General features: G+C 62.3%; 19 protein-coding genes and 1 pseudogene. 6 read left to right on the top strand and 14 right to left on the bottom strand.

Annotated features, from left to right (window positions below; genetic code table 11):
• The first annotated feature begins 4 nt into the window (after positions 1–4).
• The 5 genes from QCE49_RS21425 (at position 5) to QCE49_RS21405 (ending at position 4,972) form a co-directional block, all read left to right on the top strand.
• Complete coding sequence (locus QCE49_RS21425; RefSeq protein ID WP_008347915.1) at positions 5–898, top strand: LysR substrate-binding domain-containing protein; 894 nt, start codon at positions 5–7, stop codon at positions 896–898.
• A 93-nt stretch (positions 899–991) separates the two neighbouring features.
• Complete coding sequence (locus tag QCE49_RS21420; protein WP_008347913.1) at positions 992–1,741, top strand: SDR family NAD(P)-dependent oxidoreductase; 750 nt, start codon at positions 992–994, stop codon at positions 1,739–1,741.
• A 55-nt stretch (positions 1,742–1,796) separates the two neighbouring features.
• Positions 1,797–3,125 (top strand): MFS transporter, encoded by a 1,329-nt coding sequence (locus QCE49_RS21415; RefSeq protein WP_175980735.1) that lies wholly within the window; start codon positions 1,797–1,799, stop codon positions 3,123–3,125.
• Positions 3,126–3,149: 24 nt separating this feature from the next.
• Entirely contained in the window at positions 3,150–3,992 is an 843-nt protein-coding gene (locus QCE49_RS21410) for a transketolase (protein ID WP_008347910.1), read from the top strand.
• Positions 3,989–4,972, top strand: coding sequence for a transketolase family protein (locus QCE49_RS21405; RefSeq protein WP_250436472.1), 984 nt, complete (start codon positions 3,989–3,991; stop codon positions 4,970–4,972). Before QCE49_RS21410 ends, QCE49_RS21405 begins: the two co-directional genes overlap by 4 nt.
• Before the next feature lie 42 nt (positions 4,973–5,014).
• On the opposite strand, the gene QCE49_RS21400 is transcribed toward QCE49_RS21405, so the two are convergent.
• The 5 genes from QCE49_RS21400 to QCE49_RS21380 form a co-directional block, all read right to left on the bottom strand.
• On the bottom strand, positions 5,015–5,596 hold the full coding sequence (locus QCE49_RS21400) for a DUF2894 domain-containing protein (protein ID WP_250436471.1): 582 nt from the start codon (positions 5,594–5,596) through the stop codon (positions 5,015–5,017).
• Positions 5,589–6,236, bottom strand: a complete 648-nt coding sequence (locus QCE49_RS21395; protein ID WP_008347904.1) for an OmpA family protein — start codon at positions 6,234–6,236, stop codon at positions 5,589–5,591. Before QCE49_RS21395 ends, QCE49_RS21400 begins: the two co-directional genes overlap by 8 nt.
• Positions 6,233–8,479, bottom strand: coding sequence for a DUF802 domain-containing protein (locus QCE49_RS21390; RefSeq protein WP_250436470.1), 2,247 nt, complete (start codon positions 8,477–8,479; stop codon positions 6,233–6,235). Before QCE49_RS21390 ends, QCE49_RS21395 begins: the two co-directional genes overlap by 4 nt.
• A 10-nt stretch (positions 8,480–8,489) precedes the next feature.
• Positions 8,490–9,176, bottom strand: a complete 687-nt coding sequence (locus tag QCE49_RS21385; RefSeq protein ID WP_250457255.1) for a DUF3348 domain-containing protein — start codon at positions 9,174–9,176, stop codon at positions 8,490–8,492.
• A 107-nt stretch (positions 9,177–9,283) separates the two neighbouring features.
• A complete protein-coding gene (locus QCE49_RS21380; RefSeq protein ID WP_008347896.1) occupies positions 9,284–10,369 on the bottom strand; it encodes a linear amide C-N hydrolase in 1,086 nt (361 codons plus the stop codon).
• Positions 10,370–10,614: 245 nt separating this feature from the next.
• Here QCE49_RS21380 and QCE49_RS21375 point away from each other — a divergent pair, with 245 nt between their 5' ends.
• A complete protein-coding gene (locus QCE49_RS21375) occupies positions 10,615–11,133 on the top strand; it encodes a GNAT family N-acetyltransferase (protein WP_175980725.1) in 519 nt (172 codons plus the stop codon).
• A gap of 16 nt (positions 11,134–11,149) precedes the next feature.
• Here the strand turns inward: QCE49_RS21375 and QCE49_RS21370 are convergent, their stop codons facing one another.
• The 9 genes and pseudogenes from QCE49_RS21370 to QCE49_RS21330 all read right to left on the bottom strand — a co-directional run bounded on the left by QCE49_RS21370 (position 11,150) and on the right by QCE49_RS21330 (position 20,146).
• Positions 11,150–12,619, bottom strand: coding sequence for an alkaline phosphatase family protein (locus QCE49_RS21370; protein ID WP_250457253.1), 1,470 nt, complete (start codon positions 12,617–12,619; stop codon positions 11,150–11,152).
• A 142-nt stretch (positions 12,620–12,761) separates the two neighbouring features.
• Positions 12,762–13,133 (bottom strand): GFA family protein, encoded by a 372-nt coding sequence (locus tag QCE49_RS21365; protein WP_008347889.1) that lies wholly within the window; start codon positions 13,131–13,133, stop codon positions 12,762–12,764.
• A gap of 29 nt (positions 13,134–13,162) precedes the next feature.
• Positions 13,163–13,555 (bottom strand): tautomerase family protein, encoded by a 393-nt coding sequence (locus tag QCE49_RS21360; protein ID WP_008347888.1) that lies wholly within the window; start codon positions 13,553–13,555, stop codon positions 13,163–13,165.
• Positions 13,556–13,658: 103 nt separating this feature from the next.
• A complete protein-coding gene (locus tag QCE49_RS21355; RefSeq protein WP_250457251.1) occupies positions 13,659–14,825 on the bottom strand; it encodes an ABC transporter permease in 1,167 nt (388 codons plus the stop codon).
• 9 nt (positions 14,826–14,834) lie between these two features.
• A complete protein-coding gene (locus tag QCE49_RS21350) occupies positions 14,835–15,989 on the bottom strand; it encodes an ABC transporter permease (protein WP_250457249.1) in 1,155 nt (384 codons plus the stop codon).
• Positions 15,990–15,995: 6 nt separating this feature from the next.
• Positions 15,996–16,688, bottom strand: coding sequence for an ABC transporter ATP-binding protein (locus QCE49_RS21345; protein WP_008347883.1), 693 nt, complete (start codon positions 16,686–16,688; stop codon positions 15,996–15,998).
• 1 nt (position 16,689) lies between these two features.
• Entirely contained in the window at positions 16,690–17,844 is a 1,155-nt protein-coding gene (locus QCE49_RS21340; RefSeq protein ID WP_239294906.1) for an efflux RND transporter periplasmic adaptor subunit, read from the bottom strand.
• 132 nt (positions 17,845–17,976) lie between these two features.
• Positions 17,977–18,783, bottom strand: a complete 807-nt coding sequence (locus QCE49_RS21335) for a GntR family transcriptional regulator (RefSeq protein WP_008347879.1) — start codon at positions 18,781–18,783, stop codon at positions 17,977–17,979.
• 65 nt (positions 18,784–18,848) lie between these two features.
• A pseudogene (locus tag QCE49_RS21330) lies at positions 18,849–20,146 on the bottom strand (MFS transporter).
• Positions 20,147–20,209 lie beyond the last annotated feature (63 nt).

Raw genomic sequence — 20,209 nt, 5'->3', positions numbered from 1 at the left:
TTCCATGCGCCTTCCTCCGCTCAAATCCATCATCGCGTTCGAGAGCGTCGCGCGCACGAAGAGCGTCAACCGCGCAGCCGACGAACTCGGCCTCACGCCTTCGGCCGTCAGTCATCAACTGGCGAATCTGGAGAGCATCGTCGGGCGGCCGTTGTTCACGCGGTTCGGCCGCGGTCTCGTCCTCACGCCGACCGGCACGCAATATCTTGCCGACGTCACCGGCGCGCTCGCCGAATTGAATCGCGCGACGGAACGCGCATCGAGCGAAACATCCGTCGAGATACTGCGCATTCATTCGAGTCCGAGCTTCGGCCTGATGTGGCTATTGCCGCGTCTCGCCGCGTTTCAGGAAGCCAATGGCGATATTCAAATGAACCTCGCGTGCTCGTATGAAGACGTGTCGTTCACATCGGGTTACTACGATATCGCCGTGCGTCATGGCTATGCTCATTGGACCGATGTCGAAGTGAAGACGCTGCGGCATGAAACCATTGCGCCGCTCGCTTCGCGCGCCTATCTCGAACGCTTTCCAGTCGCTACGCCCGATGATCTGCTCGACCGTCGTCTGATTCTCTCCGAATCGCCGCTCGTTCAATGGCAGCAGTGGTTCGGCAAGTTCGGCGTCGCGGTGAAGCGCAAGGCATTCGACTTTTCATTCGACCGCTCGTACATGTCGCTCGAAGCGGCCGCGCTCGGTCACGGCATCGCGCTCGAAAGCACGATGCTCGCGTCCGGGCATCTGGAACGCGGTTCGCTCGTGCCTGTATTCGGCAAGGAATACGCGGTCGAAGTCGGCGCGCATCATCTCGTTTACCCGAGTCAAAACGCCGGATTGCCGCGCGTCGCAAAGTTTCTGGCGTGGATGGATCAGCAAATCGAGCGTCGCGGCGATACCTGAAAATTTCTCAGCAATAGTTGAGCCAAACTGCGTTGATCGTCAGGTCGAAGGCGGAGAAACTGCGCCTACACCAGACAACCAACGGAGACAACGATGTTGCTCGAGAACCAGGTAGTGATCGTCACGGGCGCGGCTTCGGCGCGCGGTATCGGCAAGGCAACGGCGAAGGCGCTTGCGGCGCAAGGCGCGCGCATCGTCGTGCTGGATCTGAAGGAAGCAGACGCGCAAAGCGCCGCGAACGATCTGGGCGATGGCCATCTCGGTCTCGCTTGCGACGTCACCGATAAGAACGCGTGCATCGCGGCCGCCAATGCCACCATCGATAAGTACGGACGCATCGACGCGCTCATCAACAACGCGGGCATCACGCAGCCGATCAAGACGCTGGAGATAGGCGCCGATAACTTCGATGCCGTCATCGACGTGAATCTGCGCGGCACGCTGTATATGTCGCAAGCCGTGATTCCGCAGATGAAAAAGCAGAAGAGCGGCAGCATCGTATGCATGTCGTCGGTGTCGGCGCAACGTGGCGGCGGCATCTTCGGCGGGCCGCATTACAGCGCGGCGAAGGCCGGCGTGCTGGGCCTCGCGAAGGCAATGGCGCGTGAATTCGGCGCCGACGGCATCCGTGTGAATTCGATCACGCCGGGCCTCATTCAAACCGACATCACCGGTGACAAGCTCACGCCCGAAATGCGCGCGGACATCATCAAGAGCATTCCGCTCGCGCGTCTCGGCGATGCAGCGGATATCGCCAACGCGTGCCTGTATCTCGCGAGCGATCTTTCTTCCTATCTCACTGGCGTCACACTCGATGTCAACGGCGGCATGCTGATTCATTGATTGCACGTACGGGCGCACCTGGAAACCAGGGCGCCGAACATGGATGGAGACACACATGAAATCAAAGTTATCCGCGGCGGCGGTAAGCGCTGAGTTCACATCGTCCGACGATGCCGCCAGCTTCGAAGCAAAGACCTATGCCAAGGTCGGACGCCGCCTGATTCCCTTTCTGATGCTGTGCTATCTCGGCGCGTATCTGGATCGCGTGAACGTCGGCTTCGCCAAGCTGCAGATGCTCAACGATTTGCGCTTCTCCGAAACCATCTACGGCATCGGCGCGGGCATCTTCTTTCTCGGCTACTTCCTGTTCGAAGTGCCCAGTAACGTCATCCTTCATAAAGTGGGCGCGCGCAACTGGCTCGCACGCATCATGCTGACGTGGGCCGTGATATCCGCGAGCTTCGTGTTCGTGAAGTCACCGACAGTCTTCTATGTCCTGCGATTTTTGCTGGGCGTCGCAGAAGCGGGTTTCGCGCCGGGCGTCATTCTCTATTTGACGTACTGGTTTCCCGCCGCGCGCCGCGCCAAGGCGCTCTCGCTGTTCTTCATGGCGATTCCGCTCGCGGGCATCGTCGGCGGACCGCTCTCGGGCTACATCATGCATGCGTTCCAGGGCGTGCAGGGGCTCGCCGGATGGAAGTGGCTCTTCATGCTCGAAGCGCTGCCTTCGCTCTTTCTGGGTGTCGCGATCCTGTTCTACCTCGACAACGGCATCGCCGGCGCGAAGTGGCTCAGCGACGAAGAGAAAGCATTGCTTCGGCGCAATGTCGAGAAGGACAACGCGCAGACGGTGAAGCACGTATCGATCCGCGCGTTCATCGGCGATCGTCGTCTTTGGCTGATGGCCGCGATCTACTTCTGCGTCGTGATGGGTCAATACGGACTCACGTTCTGGCTGCCGACCATCGTGCGCCGCACCGGCGTAGCGGACCCGCTGTGGGTCGGCATTCTCACCGCGATTCCGTATCTCTGCGCCATCGTCGCGCTGCCGCTGATCGGTGCAAGTGCCGACAAGCGTCGCGAACGCCGCCTGCATCTCGCGATTCCGATGCTTGTGTCCGCAGCCGGCTTCGCCACCTTGCCGATGCTCGGCAGCGTGGGCGCATCGATCGTCTGCGTGAGCATCGCGGCAGCAGGCATCCTCGCGTCATCGTCGCAATTCTGGTCCTTGCCTACGGCTGTGCTGGGCGGCATGTCGGCGGCGGCGGGCATTGCCGCGGTCAACTGCTTCGCCAATCTCGCGGGCTTCTTCTCGCCTGCCATCGTCGGATGGCTCAACGACTTCACCGGCAAATCGACCGCGGGCCTGATCTTCATTTCCATAGCCATCGTGATCGGCGCGGCGCTCGTGTTCTTCGTGCCCGCGAAAACGGTCAATCGCTAATTTTATTAATCAAGGAGACAACGCATGAATGCTCCCGTTATCGAAGAGGTGACGCTCGCCGAGCGCGCCTATCGTATCCGCCGCAATGCCCTTCTGATGGGCGAAGTGCAAGGTCAAGGTTACATCGGCCAGGCGCTCGATATCGCCGATGTGCTGGCCGTCGCCTACTTCGGCGCGATGAACTACCGCCCCGACGATCCCGAATGGGAAGGCCGCGACCGCTTCCTTCTGTCGAACGGTCACTATGCAATTGCGCTGTATGCCGCGCTCTTCGAAGCAGGCATCCTGCCGCAAGAGGAACTCGAAACGTATGGCAGCGACGATAGCCGTCTGCCGATGTCCGGCATGGCAAGCTACACGCCCGGCATGGAAATGTCCGGCGGGTCGCTCGGGCAAGGTCTCACGATCGCTGTGGGCCGCTGCCTCGGTCTGAAGCGCAAGGGCTCGAAGTCTTTCGTGTACACGCTCTTCTCCGATGGCGAGCTCGATGAAGGCTCGATCTGGGAAGGTTTGATGTCGGCGGCGCACTGGAAGCTCGACAATCTCATCGCAATGGTCGATGTGAACAATCAGCAGGCGGATGGCCCGTCGACGCAGATCATGTCGTTCGAGCCGCTCGTCGACAAGCTCGAAGCATTCGGCTGGTACGTGCAGCGCGTGAACGGCAACGACATCGATGCGGTGAAGAACGCTTTCGACAACGCGCGCAATCTTGAGGACGCGAAGCCGCGCATCATCGTATGCGATACGCAGATGGGCCGTGGCGTGCCCTTTCTCGAACAACGCGAGAAAAACCACTTCATCCGCGTCGATGCCCATGAATGGCAACTGGCGCTGCAAGCACTCGAAGCAGGGAGACAAGCATGAGCACTCGTTTGAAGACATCCGCGATGATCGCGTCGATCGCAAGCGAAGGACAGGTCACGCGTTCGGCGCCCTTCGGCCATGCGCTCGTGGAAGAAGCGCGCACGAAGACGAATATCATCGGCATGACGGCCGATCTCGGCAAGTACACGGACCTGCATATCTTCGCGAAGACATTCCCCGAGCGTTACTACCAGATGGGTATGGCCGAGCAATTGCTGATGGGCGCGGCTGCGGGCTTCGCACACGAAGGCGCGCAGCCGTTCGTCACGACGTACGCGGTATTCGCGACGCGCCGTGCGTATGACTTCATCCATCAAACGATCGCGGAAGACAATCTCGATGTAAAGATCGTCGCCGCGCTGCCGGGACTCACGACGGGTTACGGCCCGAGCCATCAAGCCGCGGAGGACCTCGCACTGATGCGCGCGATGCCGAACATGACCGTGATCGATCCGTGCGATGCGCTCGATATCGAACAGATGGTGCCCGCGATCGCCGCGCACAAAGGTCCGGTGTATGCGCGTCTCTTGCGCGGCAACGTGCCCGCCGTGCTCGACGAATACGACTATCGCTTTGAACTCGGCAAGGCGAAGCTGCTGCGCGATGGCCGGGACGTGCTCATCATTTCGTCGGGCATTCTGACGATGCGCGCGCTCGAAACCGCGAAGGCATTGCAAGCCGATAACGTCGATGTCGCCGTGCTGCATGTGCCGACGATCAAGCCGCTCGACACGGAGACGATCGTCCGCGAAGCGAAGCGCTCGGGACGTCTCGTCGTGGTGGCGGAAAACCATACGGTGATCGGCGGGCTCGGCGAAGCGGTGGCAACCGCACTGCTGACGGCGGGGGTCGCGCCGGCTTATCGTCAGATCGCATTGCCCGATGCGTTCCTCGATGCAGGCGCGTTGCCTACGCTGCACGATCGCTACGGCATTTCGACGAACGTGATGTCGAGCACGATCAAAGGCTGGCTCGCGTAACAGACTGCACGCCGCGCGATCGATGAATCGCGCGGCGCTTCATCACTTCTTCTTGCGTCCGCCCTTCTTCGCACCCGACGCTTCTTTCGCGACGGTCACAGTCGGCCCGTTCAACTCTTCCATCCACGAAAGCGCATCGACGTAGGCAAGAAATTGCTGGAGATAACCCGGCGATACTTCGCGCATCAGCGACAACGAACGATGCACGAGACTGCTCGAATTGAGCGGTCCTGCGTTTCGGGGCACCTGTGCGAGCGAATCGCGCAACTGCTTTTCCGCACTGACTTTCGACCATACCGCGCGAAAGTAATCGAGCAACTCCGCATGAGATGTTCCATGCATCGAAGATGCTTTGGCGATGTCAGCGATCAGCGTTGCCAGCGGACCGCGCACATCGGCATCGCTTATCGGTGCATCCGAAGATGCAGCACGTTCCATATCGCTTCGATACGCATCGAGCAATTGCGCGACACGTTCATCGAGCAGGCGACGCGCCTCGCCTTCATACGCGGCCGCGCGCTTGTCCAGCGCATCGATCAGATGGAAGCGCACGGGATTCGCGCGATCGTCGCCATTCGCGCGCCATGCTTCGAGTATCGCGCGTGCAGAGGCCACGTTACTCATGCGCCTTCACCGCGCCATCCGACGAACGCGGCACAGCTGAAATCTCCACGCGACGATTCTTCGCGCGCCCGCTTTCATCGGCATTGGAACTCACCGGCTGTTCCGAGCCGAACGCCGCCGCGAACACCGACGACGAAGGCACGCCCGCATCGATCAACGCGCGCATGACCGTCAGTGCGCGTTTCGCTGAAAGCTCCCAGTTGTCCGCGAATCGGCGGTTGCCTTCGTGGACTTGCTGATCGTCGGCGAAACCGCTCACCATGAGAATCTCTTCATGCGCACGCAGATACGTCGAAAGCGGCGCTGCGAGACTCTTCAGCACATCGCGGCCCTGCGGCTGCAATTGATCGGAATTGAGCGCGAAAAGCACGCTGCCGCTGATGCCGATGCGACCGTTCACGAGCGTCACGCGTCCCGATGCGAGCGGTCCCGCGAGCGCCTGTTCCAGCGTCTTGCGGCGCTGCGTCTCTTCCTGACGATGCTTCACCTCTTCGTCGAGCTTGTTCTCCAGCTGCAACTGCACGCCGATCACGCCGACGAGTATCAGCACGAACGCGCCCAGCAGCACCGACATCAGATCGGCGAACGCGGCCCAGATCGGCGCGGCGTGTTCCGCGCCGCCGTCGATTTCCTCGTTCATGCGGCGCGCGCTCCGGCCACGCGTTGCCCGGCGATATGCTGCAAGTCCTCGACGATCTGCTTCTGCGACATCATGCTCAGATCGATCACTTCCTTCGCCTGCGCAACGTAATACGCGAGCTGTTCATCGCTGCGCGCAAGCGATTTGTCGAGCGCGCTTTCGATGCGTTCGAGATGCGCGACGAGCTTGTCGTTCGATTCGCCGAAAGACTGCACGGCCGCGCCGAACGCATCCGAGAGGCTCGCCATTTCGACGGCGCTCGTCGTCACTTGCGCGGCCATCGAAACGAGTTTGCCGGCCTCGGCTTCGACCGTGCCGGTGAACTGCGCGCCGACGCGTTCGAGCAGCGTCGCCGATGTGTCGACGAGCGCATCGATCGCGGCGCGTTGCTCGTTCGATGCGAGGTTCACCGCGCCGAGCAATGTCTCGACGGTGGCGAGCAAGCGGCTGCGTTCATCGAGCATCGCGGTATCGCGGACCATCGAATCGGACAGCTTCTGACGCATTTCGGCGACGACTTCGGCGGCTGCCTTCGGTGCTTCCGATGCAGCCTGCACGAGCCGCTCGATCTCCGCGATGGTCGCGCTCGCGTGTGTCTGCGATTGCGCGGACATGTCGCGCGCGGTTTGCGCGAGGGCATCGCAGATGTCCTTCTGACGATTCGCCGCGACGTCGCTCGTTTGCTGCCATTGCTCGCGCAACGAACCGGTCATCGAGTCGAGCGCGCTGCTCCATGCGGCGAGGCGCTCTTCCCCGCTTTGCGCGAGTTCGGCGCGTAAATCCGCATGCGAACGATCGACCGATTGCACGAGCGCCGCTGCATGTTGCTCGAAGCTGGCCGCCGCGGTCGTCAACGCGTTCCGGTTCTGCGCGGCTGCCTGCTCGCTCGCGCGCGCGTGCTGTGCGAGCGCATCGGTCCACGCTTGCGACATGTTGCCCGTCGCGGTTTCGAGGCGCGCGGACACATCGTCGATCAAGCCGGACGAACGCGTATCGAAAGTCTGTGCGAAGCGTTCCAGCGATGCATCCATGCGTGCGACGAGCGCATCGCGCGATTGCTCGTGCTTCGCAACCGACGACGCCAGCGCGCCCGACACGCGATCCATTTGCGCGGACACGCCATCGACGAGATGCGTCGAACGTTGCTCGAATGCTTGCGCGAAGCGATCGAGCGACGCGCTCATCTCGCCGACGAGCGTTGCGTTCGACTGCGCGTGCTTCGCGAGCGATGCGTTCCAGATGTCCGCGACCTTCGCCGACGATGCCTCGAAGCCGCTCGACAAGCCTTCCAGTTGACGCGCCACCGCCTGCTCGACATTGCCGTGCAACGCGGTGACTTCGCGCGCGATGCCATCCATCGTCGCCTGCATGACGGGCTGCAACGCGGCGCTCGCGGCGCGCGCGCTATCGGCAACGCTTTGCTTCAACGACAGTTCGACCGATGTTGCGAGCCGCCGATACGACGTCTCCGCTTTCGCATGAAACGCATCCTGACTCGCGATCTGACGCTCGCTCGCGGCGAGGCTTTGCTGTTCGATTGCGATCGTCATCGACTGAAGACGATCGACGAGCTTCGGCATCAGTTCGGTCTGAAGCTGCAGCAGCTTGAACGTTTCGTCGCGTTGATGCGCCTGCGTGAAGACGCGAAGTGTCGTCGCGATCTTCACGTCGAGTTGCTGCGTGACATGAAGACGCTCGCGACGGCACAGCGCCGACAGCAGGCCGAGCATCGCGGATGTCGCGACACCCGCGATCGACGTGCCGAACGCGAAGCCCAGCCCCGTCACGGGCGCGGAAAGCGATGCGCGGATCGCCGTCAGATCGGATGCGCTTTGCAGCGCCGTGCCGGTGCCGCGCAAGGTCGCGACCATGCCGAGCAGCGTACCGAGCATGCCGAGCAACACGAGCAGACCGACGAGATACGGCGCGAGCACCGGACCGGGCAACGGCGCGCGCTCGCCTTCGACACGCAGACGCACCGCATTGCGCAGGCTCGGATCGAGGCTGTCGAGCCACACGGCGAGGCTGCGCGGCGCGGTCGAGAGTTGTGCGACGGCCTGTTCGAGCGAGCCGGTGATCTGTTGATAGCGGCGCAATTCCGCCGCGCCCGCGAGATAGCATGCGGCGATCACGAGCGTGACGGCGAACGCGATCGCATTCGACGTGACGTATGCAATGCCGATGCCGAGCACCGCGGCGAGGCCAATCGAAAATACAGCGATGTTCAAAAGATTTCGGGGCATAGCGAGCCAGTTAGCGGGGCCGAAGAGCCGCGAGCAAGCCTTCGATCGGTTGAAAACGAACATCCAGTTCGGCGAGCAGCACGCTCTGCAGATCCTTGCGAAACACGTCGAGCCATGCATTCGGCGCCGATGTCTCGACAGCGGCTTGAGCGCGCTTCAGACGCTCGAAATACTTGCCGAGCAGCGCGGGCACGTTGCCGAGCAGACTGCGTTCGCGCGCGCTCAACGCCTGTTCCATCACGGCATCGACGACGGCGAGACGCGCCATGTCCGGCGATTTCGTCGCGAGTGTCGATCGCAGACGCGTGCGCAGCGCACCGATGTCGGATTCCATCGCTTGCTGCAAGGACACATAGCGCTGACGAAAGTCCGCGTAGTCGATGGGCGCATCGTCGGACGACGGCTTCACCGGCGCACGATTCCTGCGGCGCACGGCCGCTTCCTCGCGTGCGAATGCGCCTGCGAGCGAATTGCGCACGCGCGCGCACTCTTCTTCCACCTCGCGCGCAACGGATCGCGCGCCCGACGCGGCGGGCGGATCGGATGCGAGCGCAGTGGACAGCGCAATCGCATCGGTCCAGCCGAGCCATTGGCTCAGGCGGTCCGCGAGCGATTGAGCGGGTTCGTGAACGTCGAGATCGGCAAAATGTGCCAGCAGGCGAACGAGCGCCGGGCCGCTGAATGCCGTGCGCTTCATGCCTTGCACAGGATCACCGGGGGCAAAAGGACACTATTTTACCTGCGCGGGCGAAATCGATGCCCCGTTTCGTGCGGAGCCGCGACAACGTCGAGGCAAATGCTGGCTCATGGCGCCTTCGCGGGCATGAACGCGAAAGGCTGCGTCGCGACGAAGCTGCCCGCCGTCTCGCCGGAGAAGACCTGTCCCGAATCGATCGTCAGCTTCATCACCGGCGCGCCTGGATTCAGGTTGAGCTTCTTGAGCGACACCCAGAACGTATCGGGCCGCGTCGCTGAATCGAAGTAATAGATCAGGTTCTGCTGATCCGAGACCGTGCGCCATATCGTCGACGACAGATTCGGCTGCTCCGGCGTGCTGATGCCGAGCGGCACGCTCACCGAACGCATGAGACTCATCACGCTCGCGACGGCCTGGAACGCGTACGACTGCTGCGGCACGCCCGCCATGTAATTCGCATCGGCCTGCTTCGGAATCGCATCGAGCAGAAACGACGCGCGCACGAAGCGGTCCGCCGCGCGATTCGTGCCCGGCAAGAAGCCCATGCCGCCGACGCTTCTCCAGTAAGTATCGATAGCAAGCTGTTCATCGTAGATCGGCGAGTTGGTCATCACCTTGTACTTCTTGCCTTGATGAATGATGAGCTTGCCGTTGATGTACTCGAAGATCGCAGAGTCGCCGCGCGCATCGGAAAGAGAAAGATGGATCGTCAGCGGCTTGCCGTTGGGCAGGGGCGGCGCGATGATCTGGAACGGTTCGCGCGACATCACATACACGGCTTGCCCGACGGTCGCGAAGTTATCGAGCGCATATTGCGCCCACAGACTGATAGACATCGGATCGCGCTTCGGGTCGGGCTTGCCGTAATCGGTCTCCGCGAGATAGAGCGCATTGGCGACGAGCCCGCGCTCGTTCATGCCGTCCACCGTGCCAATTTCATAACCCGACACCACCACGCTGCCGTACTTCGATTTCCATTTGATCGAGCGCGGCCCCGCGTTGCCATCGCGTTCGATGCCCGCGGGCATCACCCAGAGATTGGAACGCATGTCCTCGGACCAGTCCATCGAACGGCCGGTGATGACGAGGCCCTTGTCGCCGACATAGAGCGTGCGCGTGCAGGCAAGCGCGAGCGACGTGGAGAGCAATGCCAGCGCGAAGAGGAAAGCGAACGTTCGAATCAGACGGGTCATGGCCGTGTTCCCTTTTCGTTGGTTCGTGAAGCCGCCTTCAGAAATATTGGATTCGCCCTGCTTTGTAAAGCGCACCGGTGGCAACAAGGGCGTCGTCTTTATGATTACCCGATGGTGACAATTACCTGAAGACATTCGATCGGGGCATGGGCTAAGGATTTATTTCCGATTCGTCCGTCTGCGAAGAGGAGATGTGAGGCGCCCGGCTATCATGGATGTCCCCCCATTTGTTCATTGCATGCGTTATGCAGAATGCCATCATCCCGCCGATCAGACGCCTGACGCCCGCCGACGCACAAGCGTTCCGCGATATTCGTCTCGAAGGCCTGCAGCGTTATCCAACGTCGTTCGGCGCTTCGTATGACGACGAGCGCATGCAGACGCCCGACTGGTTCGGCGCGCGCATCGCGGATCACGCGGTGTTCGGTGGCGACGGCCGCGATGGCATGTTAGCCGGGGTAGCCGGGCTGCTCGTGCCGACGGGCGCAAAGCTCCGGCACAAAGGCGTTCTCTGGGGCATGTACGTGCGCGAGAGTGCGCGCGGCACGGGACTTGCCGCTGCGCTCGTCGATGCCGTGCTTGCGTACGCGCGGGGCATCGTCGACGAAATCAAGCTCGAAGTCGCGCCGGACAATCTCGCTGCAATGAGGCTGTATCGCGCGGCGGGATTCGTCGAATACGCGCGCGAGCCGCGTGCGCTGAAGATCGACGGCACGTATCACGATTCGGTCCTCATGACGCTCGACTTCGCGCGCGGTGCATAGCGCGTCGATCAGGAAATCACGAAGAAGGGAATCCCAGCGCAGTTGCCTTGGCGCGCAAGTCGGCGAAGCGCCCGCCGGGCGTCGGCGTCTGCGATGCGCCCTCCGCTGCTTCCGCCGTCCGCGACTTGTCGATGGTCTCGAGACCCGATCCTGTCGACGCCGTGTTCGAGCATTCGAGTCCGAACGGCCCTTGCGCCACCGTAATCGCGGGCGCATCGGTGCGTGGCGCATCGCTCAGATCGAGCGCGTAAGCCATGTTGAACGTGGTCGGATCGCTCGCGCGCACGCCCAGCGGATCGAGCCCGAAGCGCCAGGCAAGCAGTTGATGGATCGAACTCGGATCGAACGGATAGCGCGCCACGTTGTTCGCGCGCACGCGCGGTCCGAGCAATACGCATGGCACACGAAAACCCAAGCGGCCGTCGTTGCCGAGCTTCTGTTCCGCCTCCGACAGCGACTTGACCGGCGGCGCGACATGCTCGAAGAATCCGCCCCACTCGTCGTAGACGACGATCATGAGCGTCTTGCTCCAGTTCGGGCTCGTGCGCAGCGCTTCGTAGATTTGCGCGAGCAGGACCTGGCCGTTGCGGACATCGGCATGAGGATGATCGTCGTTGGACGTGCCGTTCGCCTCGCCGGCAAAGCTCGGATCGACCATGCAGAACGACGGCAGATTGCCGCCCGCCGCATCGGACAGGAAATCGGAAAAGAGCTTCGAGCGGCCGACGTAACGCGTGCCGTAAAGCGCCGTGAACGGCACGTCATGAAAGTAATACTTCGACGACACGTTCTTCGCATCGAGCCGGTCCCAGATCGTCGATAGAGACGACGTATCGAGCGTATCGCTCAAGCGATCCGTTTCGCCGCTATGCAGATAGACGCGGTTCGGAAACGTGTCGGCGAGAATGCCGCTCATGTAGTAATCGCAGACGGTGTATTGCGTCGCCGCCTGTCGATAGAACTCGAGATCGCTGCCGGTGAAGTAACCGATCGGCAGCAGATCGCCGCGCGTCTTGTTCGTATCCGGCGTGAGCAGGAAGCCGTTCATCGCGCCGTTCGCGAGATGCGTGCGGCCTGCGTCGTAGGCGTGATCGGGATCGGCAAACTGGCAGCCTTGATAACCAAACGCAGCGTTGGCCGACAGCGCGAATGTCGATTGCACCGTGCCGAACGCATCGGTGAACTGCTTGCCAGCCTGCACGCCCTCCGCGCCCGGCACCCAGCCGAGCATGTGATCGAAGGAGCGGTTTTCCATCGTCACGAGCACGATGTGATCGATGCCCGAAGTCTCCGGCGCGGGCAACGCCGGACGCGGCAGATTCGCGCGATCGGACGGAATCGTGCCGATGGGACTCGTGGGCGTGACGGTGCCCGAGTCATCGTCGCTGCCGCCGCCACCGCAGGCCGACAGCATCGCCGTGCTGGCGAACGCGGCAAGCAGACGCCGGCGTACCGCGTCGGGTTCGTTGGAAGGCTTGTGTGCCATGACGGCGCTCCATGTGAGTGTTGTTATCGAACGCCGTTCTCGGAAACGCGGTTGCGCCTTGAACATCGAACGCGAACGGCTTGTGGGTGCCGGGTTGTAGCACGCCGCGTTCCCGGCACCCTTCACCCACATGGCGACGCTGCTATGCGCGCCCCACTACCGAACTGCTCGCGCCGTCCTTGACGGGTGCATCGAGCGAATACGCATCCACGCCATCGACACAGCCGAGGTTCACGCGCCATTCAGCAGGATTCGAACGCGTTTGATGGAACGTGTAAATTCCACAGCGCTTGCAAAAGTAATGCTTCGCGACCTGCGTGTTGAATTGATAAAGCGTGAGTTCGTCCTCGCCCGACAAGATGCGCAACTTCTCTTTGACAAAGGGCGGCGACATGACCGCGCCGCGCCTTCGGCAGAAACTGCAATTGCAGCGCGCGGCGGGTTCCGGCGAAGTTTCGACTTCGAAGGTGATCGCGCCGCAGTGACACGCGCCTTTCAGGGTCGTCGGGTTCATCGTGGATACGGCTCCTTTGCGGTTTTCGGTCAGGCCGCGTCCTCCACGTACTGCGCGAGTCCGCGTCCGAACGACCAGTCTTCGCGGCGATTCGGCGCGAGCGCGATCATCACGTCGTCGGGCCGCAGTCCGGGCGATGCCGCGAGCTTCGCCACCAGTGTCTTGTAGAACGCTTTCTTCGTCGCCGTGTCGCGCCAGTCGCTCGCGGTGATGTGGATGAACACGACGTCGTCGCTGCGTTCGACACCGAGATAACCGGGATCGTAAATGAAGTGGTCGCGCTCGTGTTCATCGATCAATTGAAAGCGGTCGTCGGCGGGGACCTTGAACGCTTCGACGAGCGCTTCGTGCACGCCGTTCGAGATCGCGCGGATATGCTCGCGCGGCTTGCCTTTCATGAGCGAGATTCTGACGAGCGGCATGATGAAACTCCTTCGAGATCGAGTTCGGGTGATCTCGACTCTACGCCGCACAATGCATGTTGAATATTGAATACTTTCGGAGCGACCGTTCGACGAAACGGGATCATCGCGCGCGCAGCGCGTCCACGATATTCATCCGCGACGCCCGCATCGCCGGCAGGAATCCGCCGACGAGTCCCATCGCGAGCGAGAACCCGAGTGTCTTTCCGATCACCGAAGGCGTCAGGATGAAGCGGAACGACAAGTCCGCGAAGGTCTGAAAATTGGTCGTGGAAAACGAAGCGAACTGCATCAGCGCGGCGCACGAAAGTCCGGCCACGCCGCCGACGAGCCCGAGCAACAACGCTTCGAGCAGGAACGCCCCGAGCACGTCGAAGCGCTTGAAGCCGAGCGCGCGCAACGTTCCGATCTCCGCGACACGATTGGCCACCGACGCGTACATCGTGATCATCGCCCCGATCATCGCCGCGATCGAAAAGATGATCGACAGCGTGAAGCCGAGGATATTGATGAACGTCGACAGCGCCTTCGACTGATCGCCGTAGAACACCTGTTCGCGCTTCGCTTCGTCGGCGAGGCGCGGGTCCACGTCGATATCGCCGCGAAAGCGCTCGAATGCATCGCTGCGGGCGAGCCGCACGACCATCGACGAATAACTCGTGCGCCGGAACGATTGCATCAACTGATCGACGTCGCCCCATATTTCCGAATCGAAGCCGCTGCCGCCCGCATCGAAATGGCCGACCACGGTCCAGTCGCGCTGCGCGAAACGCAGGGAGTCGCCGATGCGCGTGCCGCCGAACCCCTTCGCGATGCTGCTGCCCACGATGATCTCCGACGAGCCGCGCCTGAACATGCGCCCCGCCGTGAGCTTCACTTGCGGACGCAATTGCACGCCCATCGGCGAGACGCCGCGAATCACGACGTTGGCGGGCGTGTTGGTGCCGAGCTTGGTGAGCGAGATCAGCACGACGGTTTCCTTCGATGCGAGCGGCTCGCCGTCGCCGTTCATCGCGACCGACGGATGCATCTCCATCACGTTCGCCTGATTGCGGTCGATCGCGCTCTGTATCTCCGTCTCCGCGCCCTTTCGGATCACGACGACGTTGTCCGCTTCGCCCGTCGATACGAGCGTTTTCTTCAGTCCCGCGTCGAGCATCAGCACGGTCGCGAACACGAACACCACGAGCGCGAGACCGCCTGCCGTCAGCATGGTCGTGAGACGGCGCGCCCAGAGATTGCGTGCGACGTAGGAAACGGGAATGGCCATCGCGCGTCCTCAGCCGATCGCCCGCAGGCCTTCGACGATGCGCACGCGGCTCGCCTGCACCGCCGGCACGATCGCCGCTGCCATCGCGACGGCGAACGCGCATGCGGCCTGCAGAAGCATCGTCTCGTGCGACACCATGAAGACCGGGAACACGCCGCCTGTGGCGTGCTTGAAGACTTCGGCCATCGGCGGCGTCGCCAGGATGCCGATGCCACCGCCGATCGCGCAGATTGCCATCGATTCGCCGAACACGAGCACCGATAGAAATGCGGAGCCGAAGCCGAGCGCCTTCAATGTCGCGTATTCGGTGATGCGCTCGCGCGCGCTCATTGCCATCGCGTTCGCCATCACCGCCATGATGATCAGGATCACTACATATGACACGACGCGTATCGCCGCGATGATCTGATTCGACATTGCGACGAAGCCGAGCTGAAACGCCTGCTCCGTTTCCGTCAGCGTTTCGGCGAGCGAGTTCTTGAAGACATTGTCGATCTTGCGCGACACGACAGCCGCTTCGTCCGGATCCTTGATGCCGACCACGTACACGCCGACCTGATCGACATTGCGCTTGGTCGTCTTGCGGATCGTCTCGTTCAGATAGTCGTAGTGAAAAATCAGTTGCCGCGTAATGGTCGATTCGTCGCGCCCTTCCATGATGCCGCGCACGACGAAGTCCCATGTTCCCGGATAGATCGTGCCCTTGAGCGGAATGACGTCGCCGACCTTGAAGCCGTATTGATCCGCGAGCTGCCGGCCGATGAGCGCGCCTTTGCGATCGCGTCGATAATCGGCGCGTTGCTGCTCGGGCACGATGAACTCGGGATAGAGATCGAGATAGTTGTCGGACACGGCGAACTGCGCGAAGAAGTTCTTCGGATCGCGATACACGCCGCCGAACCAGTTCGAGCGCGCAACGAGCGTCACGCCCTCGACGCCGCGTATGCGGTTCTCATAGGCGAGCGGCAACGGAAACACGAGCGAGATTGCATTGCGCGTGACGAGCCGCGCGTTCGATGCAGCCGCGGCGCCTGCATACCACGCATCGACGACGGTATGCAAAAGACCATATGCGAGCACCGCGATGGTCAGCCCGAGCACCGTCAGCGTGGTGCGCAGCTTGTGCCGCAGCGCGTTGCGCAGGATCAGCTTGAACACGAACATGATGGCTTAGCCCACGGTTCCATCGATCAGCTCGCCTTTCTCCAGATGCACGAGCGCCTTCGCCGCGCCGGCCGCGTGCGCGTCATGCGTCACCATGATGATGGTCTTGCCGAGCTTGTCGTTGAGACGTTGCAGCATCGCGAGGACATCGGCGGCGGAGCTGCGGTCGAGATCGCCGGTCGGTTCGTCGGCGACGATCAGCTTCGGGTCCGTGATCAGCGCACGCGCGATCGCGACGCGCTGCTGCTGCCCGCCCGACAGCTCCGACGGATAGTGACTCATGCGATCGGCCATGTTGACCATGTCGAGCACCATCGCGACGCGTTCCTTGCGCTCGTGGCGCGTGAGGCGCGTGAGCATCAGCGGCAACTCGACGTTCTCGAACGCGGACAGCACCGGCATCAGGTTATAGAACTGGAAGATGAAGCCGACGTTCGCCGCGCGCCAGTCGGCAAGCGCGGCTTCGGGCAGGCGCGTGATATCGAGTCCGCCGACGAGCAACTCGCCGCTATCGGGCCGGTCGATGCCCGCGATCAGGTTGAGCAGCGTGCTCTTGCCCGAACCCGACGGCCCCATCAACGCGACGAAATTGCCTTCCGCGATGGACAACGTGATGTCGGTGAGCACCGGCACGGTCTGCACGCCGCGCCGATACGACTTCGCGACGTGGCTGATCTGAACGAGAGGCGTCGTGCTCACGTTATTTCTTCGCCAGCGTGACTTTGGCGCCGTCCTTGATCTTGTCGCCGGGCGCGAGCACGAGCACGTCGCCGGGCTTCACGCCCTGCACGGCTAGCAGATCGCCGATGCGCTCGCCCGTCGTCACCGGCACTTCGCGCGCGGCGTCGTGATCGACCACGTAGACCACTTTCCTGCCATCGCGCGTGACGACCGCCGATGGCTGCACGGCGACAACCGCCTTCTTCTCCTCGGGCGGCACCGGCTTCGACAGGAACGCGACTTTCGCGGACATATCGGGCAGCACGCGCGAATCGCGTTCGACGAAACGCACTTTCACGAGCACGGTGGCTTTGGATCGATCGACCGTCGGCACGATGCGCGACACGCGGCCCGCGAAGCGCGCGTCGGGCAGCGCATCGAGTTGAATCTCGCACGGCTGATCGACAGCGATGCGCGCGATGTTCGACTCGGCGACATCGGCTTCGACTTCGAGCGTCTTCATGTCGGCGATGGTGACAACCGCGCCCTTGCTGTCCGACGCCGATGAGAACGGCGTGATGTTGTCGCCGACATTCGCGTGCTTCTCGATCACGACGCCGTCGAAGGGCGCGCGAATCACGGTTTGATCGACGGCTACTTGCGCTGCCTGCGCGTTGGCTTGCGCGGAGACGATCGCGGCTTCGTCGCTGTTGATCGACGCCTTGGCCTTGTCGAAGCGGGCGAGCGCGGCATCGTACTGTGTCGCCGGAATCGCGCCTTGCGGTGCGAGGATCTTGTAGCGCTTGAGATCGACTTCCGCGTTCTTCAGTTCGGCGCGCTGCAACTCGAGATTCGCCCGCGCGACCTTGACCTGCGCCTGGGCCTGCGCGAGCGACGCAGCCACGTCATTGCTCTCCAGCCGCGCGATGATCTGCCCTTCCTTCACCGGCGTGCCTTCGAGCACGCCGAGCCATTCGACGCGCCCTTGTCCTTTCGATGCGACTGCGGCCTTGCGTTGCGGCACGACATAGCCCGTGGCGTTCAGAAGCGTATAGCTCTGCGACGGATACACCGACGTGACCGTGGCGGTTTCGACGGCCTGCGGGCCGGTGAGACGAAACGCCACGCCGATGAGCGCGAGCAGAATCGCAACGATGATGGCGTAACGAAGCCAGTTGCGCCGGCGCCGCGGCATCGCGGCAGACGGACCCCGGTCGATCTTGAGTTTTTCTAAGTTGTGTTCAGCCAATTTTGGACGTGCGCCGCGGAATGGGCCCGCGGATCGGCATGCGGTGAAAGGATGGTCAGTATAGCGCTGTCCTTTCAATCAGCTTCCCAAGGCCACCCGCTCCGGCTCGTCGGGCTCGAACCAATCGGGATTGCGTTCCGCGATCGGATGCAACGACACCAGAATCTCGCGCAGATGCGCGCGCATCGCTTCCTCGGCGCCATCGGGATCATGCGCCTTCAACGCGCTCACGATGCGCGCATGCTGCTTGATGAGCAGATCGAGCGGCGATACATCCGGCAAGCTCAGATAACGCACGCGATCCATCTGCGCCTTGATGTCCTGGATCGTGTCCCATGCAGCGACGCAGTCGATCGATTGCGCGATCTGCATGTGGAACTGTTCATCGAGTGCGAGAAAGGCAGTGGTGTCGTTCACTTTCGATGCGCTCTTCTGCTCGCGAAGATTCGCGGCGAGATCGTCGAGTTGCGAATCGGTGATGGCGACCGCGGCCTTGCGCGCGACCGCCGTTTCGATCGCCTCGCGAATGAAACGCCCTTCGCGCACCTGACGCGGCGAGATCTTTTTCACGAAGGTGCCGCGCTGAGGCAACACTTGCAGCACGCCCGCCTCGACGAGCTTGATGAAGGTCTCGCGCACCGGCTGCCGCGAAACCTGGAACATCTCCGCGACTTCCTTTTCGGAAAGCGGCGTGCCGGGCACGAGTTGTCCCGCGAAGATAGCCTGACGCAGCGCCCGAAAAATCTGCTTGCCGATGGGCTCATGCGAGTCGTGCGATATCGCCGAAGTCAGATCGGGCAATTCGAACTTCTGCGATGCGAGCGGCCTGCGTACGCGCGCACGCCGCACTGCAGCCGAGCCATTCGACACGATACCGTCTTGCATGATTGAACCTGAACGCTAATGAGGAGAAAGCGAGCCACGTTCGCGCGCCTCGCTTCCCGATACTATCACGCAGCACTCGCCGCGCTTTCACGCTTCGCGCGCGCTTTCGGCTCGCGAATCCATACGAGCGAACACAGCGCGCCGAGCACCGCGATCGCGCCGGCCAGAACGAAGGCGCTGCCATACGCGCCGTGCGTCGCCTCGACGATGAAGCCCGTCACCGCCGGTCCGATCACGCCCGCGAGATTCGCGAGCAGATGCACGAAACCGCCCACGCCGCCGACGTTTTCGCGCCGCACCGTGTCCTGAATCACGGCCCAGTACACGGACCCGGTTACATAGAGGAAGAAGATCGTCACGGACATCAACGCCACCGCGCCCTGCGTGCTCTCCACGCGCCCCGCGAACGCGACGCACAGCGCCGCCATGCCGAGGCACACGGTCAGCACGATGCGGCGCGACATGAGCGGCTTGCCTGTGATACGCAAAATCGCATCGGTGATGAAGCCGCCCGCCGCGAGCCCGATGCTGCCGAGCAGCCACGGAATCACCGTCGCAAAGCTCATGTCGCGCAGGGACATGTGATGCGCTTCGGTCAGATACGTCGGGAACCACGAGAGAAAGAAGAACAGCACGTAGTTGTATGCAAAAAACGCGAATGCCGTGGCGAGGATGATCGGCTGACGCAGATAAAAGCCGAGGTTCGCCTGCTTGCCGTGCATGCCGTGCTCCATCGACGCGGCGTCCTGCTGGCCCGCGACGATCAGATCGAGTTCGGCCTGCGTGACGCGCTTGTTCTGTTGCGGATGCTCGGTCGTCGAAAGCGCCCAAGCACGAGCCACGCGAAGCCGATCATCATGATGATGACGAACGCCCAGCGCCAGCCGAACTGGATCGCCATGTAACCGACGACCGGGCCGGCGAGCGCGCCGCCCAGCGGCGTCCCCGAACTGATGACCCCGATCGCGCTCGCCACTTCACGACGCGGAAACCAGTTGTTCACCATCTTGCTGTTCGACGAGCTGAACGGTCCCTCTCCCATGCCGAAGAGCACGCGCAGTACGATCAGCGACACGAGACTGCTCGCCAGCGCAGTCGCACCGCAAAACAGCGACCAGATGCCCATTGCGCCGCCGAAGACTTTCTTCGCGCCGATCCTGTCCGACAGCACGCCGCCGACAAAATTGAATAATGCATACCCGATGAAAAAGCTGCTGAACACGATGCCCATCTGTGCATGCGTGAAATGCAGGTCTTTCTGGATGAGCGGAGCGGCGATGGAAAGCGCCGCGCGGTCGAGATAGTTGACGACGCCCGCGAGGAACAGCAGGCCGACGACGAACCACCGCTGACTTTTGATCATGTCGAGTCTCCGATGCACCGCTTCTTGTGGCCTTCCGGTCCGGCGGTTTCATGAATGATGAAT

The sequence above is a fragment of the Caballeronia sp. LZ008 genome (genome assembly GCF_031451435.1).
Taxonomy (GTDB): domain Bacteria; phylum Pseudomonadota; class Gammaproteobacteria; order Burkholderiales; family Burkholderiaceae; genus Caballeronia; species Caballeronia zhejiangensis.
This window is presented reverse-complemented; position numbering and strand designations above follow the sequence as displayed.

Coding starts and splice junctions, on each gene's coding strand:
- QCE49_RS21355 (WP_250457251.1), bottom strand. CDS start 14,825: ATGGCCATTCCCGTTTCCTACGTCGCACGCAATCTCTGGGCGCGCCGT.
- QCE49_RS21425 (WP_008347915.1), top strand. CDS start 5: ATGCGCCTTCCTCCGCTCAAATCCATCATCGCGTTCGAGAGCGTCGCG.
- QCE49_RS21390 (WP_250436470.1), bottom strand. CDS start 8,479: ATGCCCCGAAATCTTTTGAACATCGCTGTATTTTCGATTGGCCTCGCC.
- QCE49_RS21395 (WP_008347904.1), bottom strand. CDS start 6,236: ATGAACGAGGAAATCGACGGCGGCGCGGAACACGCCGCGCCGATCTGG.
- QCE49_RS21385 (WP_250457255.1), bottom strand. CDS start 9,176: ATGAAGCGCACGGCATTCAGCGGCCCGGCGCTCGTTCGCCTGCTGGCA.
- QCE49_RS21400 (WP_250436471.1), bottom strand. CDS start 5,596: ATGAGTAACGTGGCCTCTGCACGCGCGATACTCGAAGCATGGCGCGCG.
- QCE49_RS21415 (WP_175980735.1), top strand. CDS start 1,797: ATGAAATCAAAGTTATCCGCGGCGGCGGTAAGCGCTGAGTTCACATCG.
- QCE49_RS21365 (WP_008347889.1), bottom strand. CDS start 13,133: ATGAACCCGACGACCCTGAAAGGCGCGTGTCACTGCGGCGCGATCACC.
- QCE49_RS21410 (WP_008347910.1), top strand. CDS start 3,150: ATGAATGCTCCCGTTATCGAAGAGGTGACGCTCGCCGAGCGCGCCTAT.
- QCE49_RS21380 (WP_008347896.1), bottom strand. CDS start 10,369: ATGACCCGTCTGATTCGAACGTTCGCTTTCCTCTTCGCGCTGGCATTG.
- QCE49_RS21375 (WP_175980725.1), top strand. CDS start 10,615: ATGCAGAATGCCATCATCCCGCCGATCAGACGCCTGACGCCCGCCGAC.
- QCE49_RS21340 (WP_239294906.1), bottom strand. CDS start 17,844: ATGCCGCGGCGCCGGCGCAACTGGCTTCGTTACGCCATCATCGTTGCG.
- QCE49_RS21360 (WP_008347888.1), bottom strand. CDS start 13,555: ATGCCGCTCGTCAGAATCTCGCTCATGAAAGGCAAGCCGCGCGAGCAT.
- QCE49_RS21420 (WP_008347913.1), top strand. CDS start 992: ATGTTGCTCGAGAACCAGGTAGTGATCGTCACGGGCGCGGCTTCGGCG.
- QCE49_RS21370 (WP_250457253.1), bottom strand. CDS start 12,619: ATGGCACACAAGCCTTCCAACGAACCCGACGCGGTACGCCGGCGTCTG.
- QCE49_RS21335 (WP_008347879.1), bottom strand. CDS start 18,783: ATGCAAGACGGTATCGTGTCGAATGGCTCGGCTGCAGTGCGGCGTGCG.
- QCE49_RS21405 (WP_250436472.1), top strand. CDS start 3,989: ATGAGCACTCGTTTGAAGACATCCGCGATGATCGCGTCGATCGCAAGC.
- QCE49_RS21350 (WP_250457249.1), bottom strand. CDS start 15,989: ATGTTCGTGTTCAAGCTGATCCTGCGCAACGCGCTGCGGCACAAGCTG.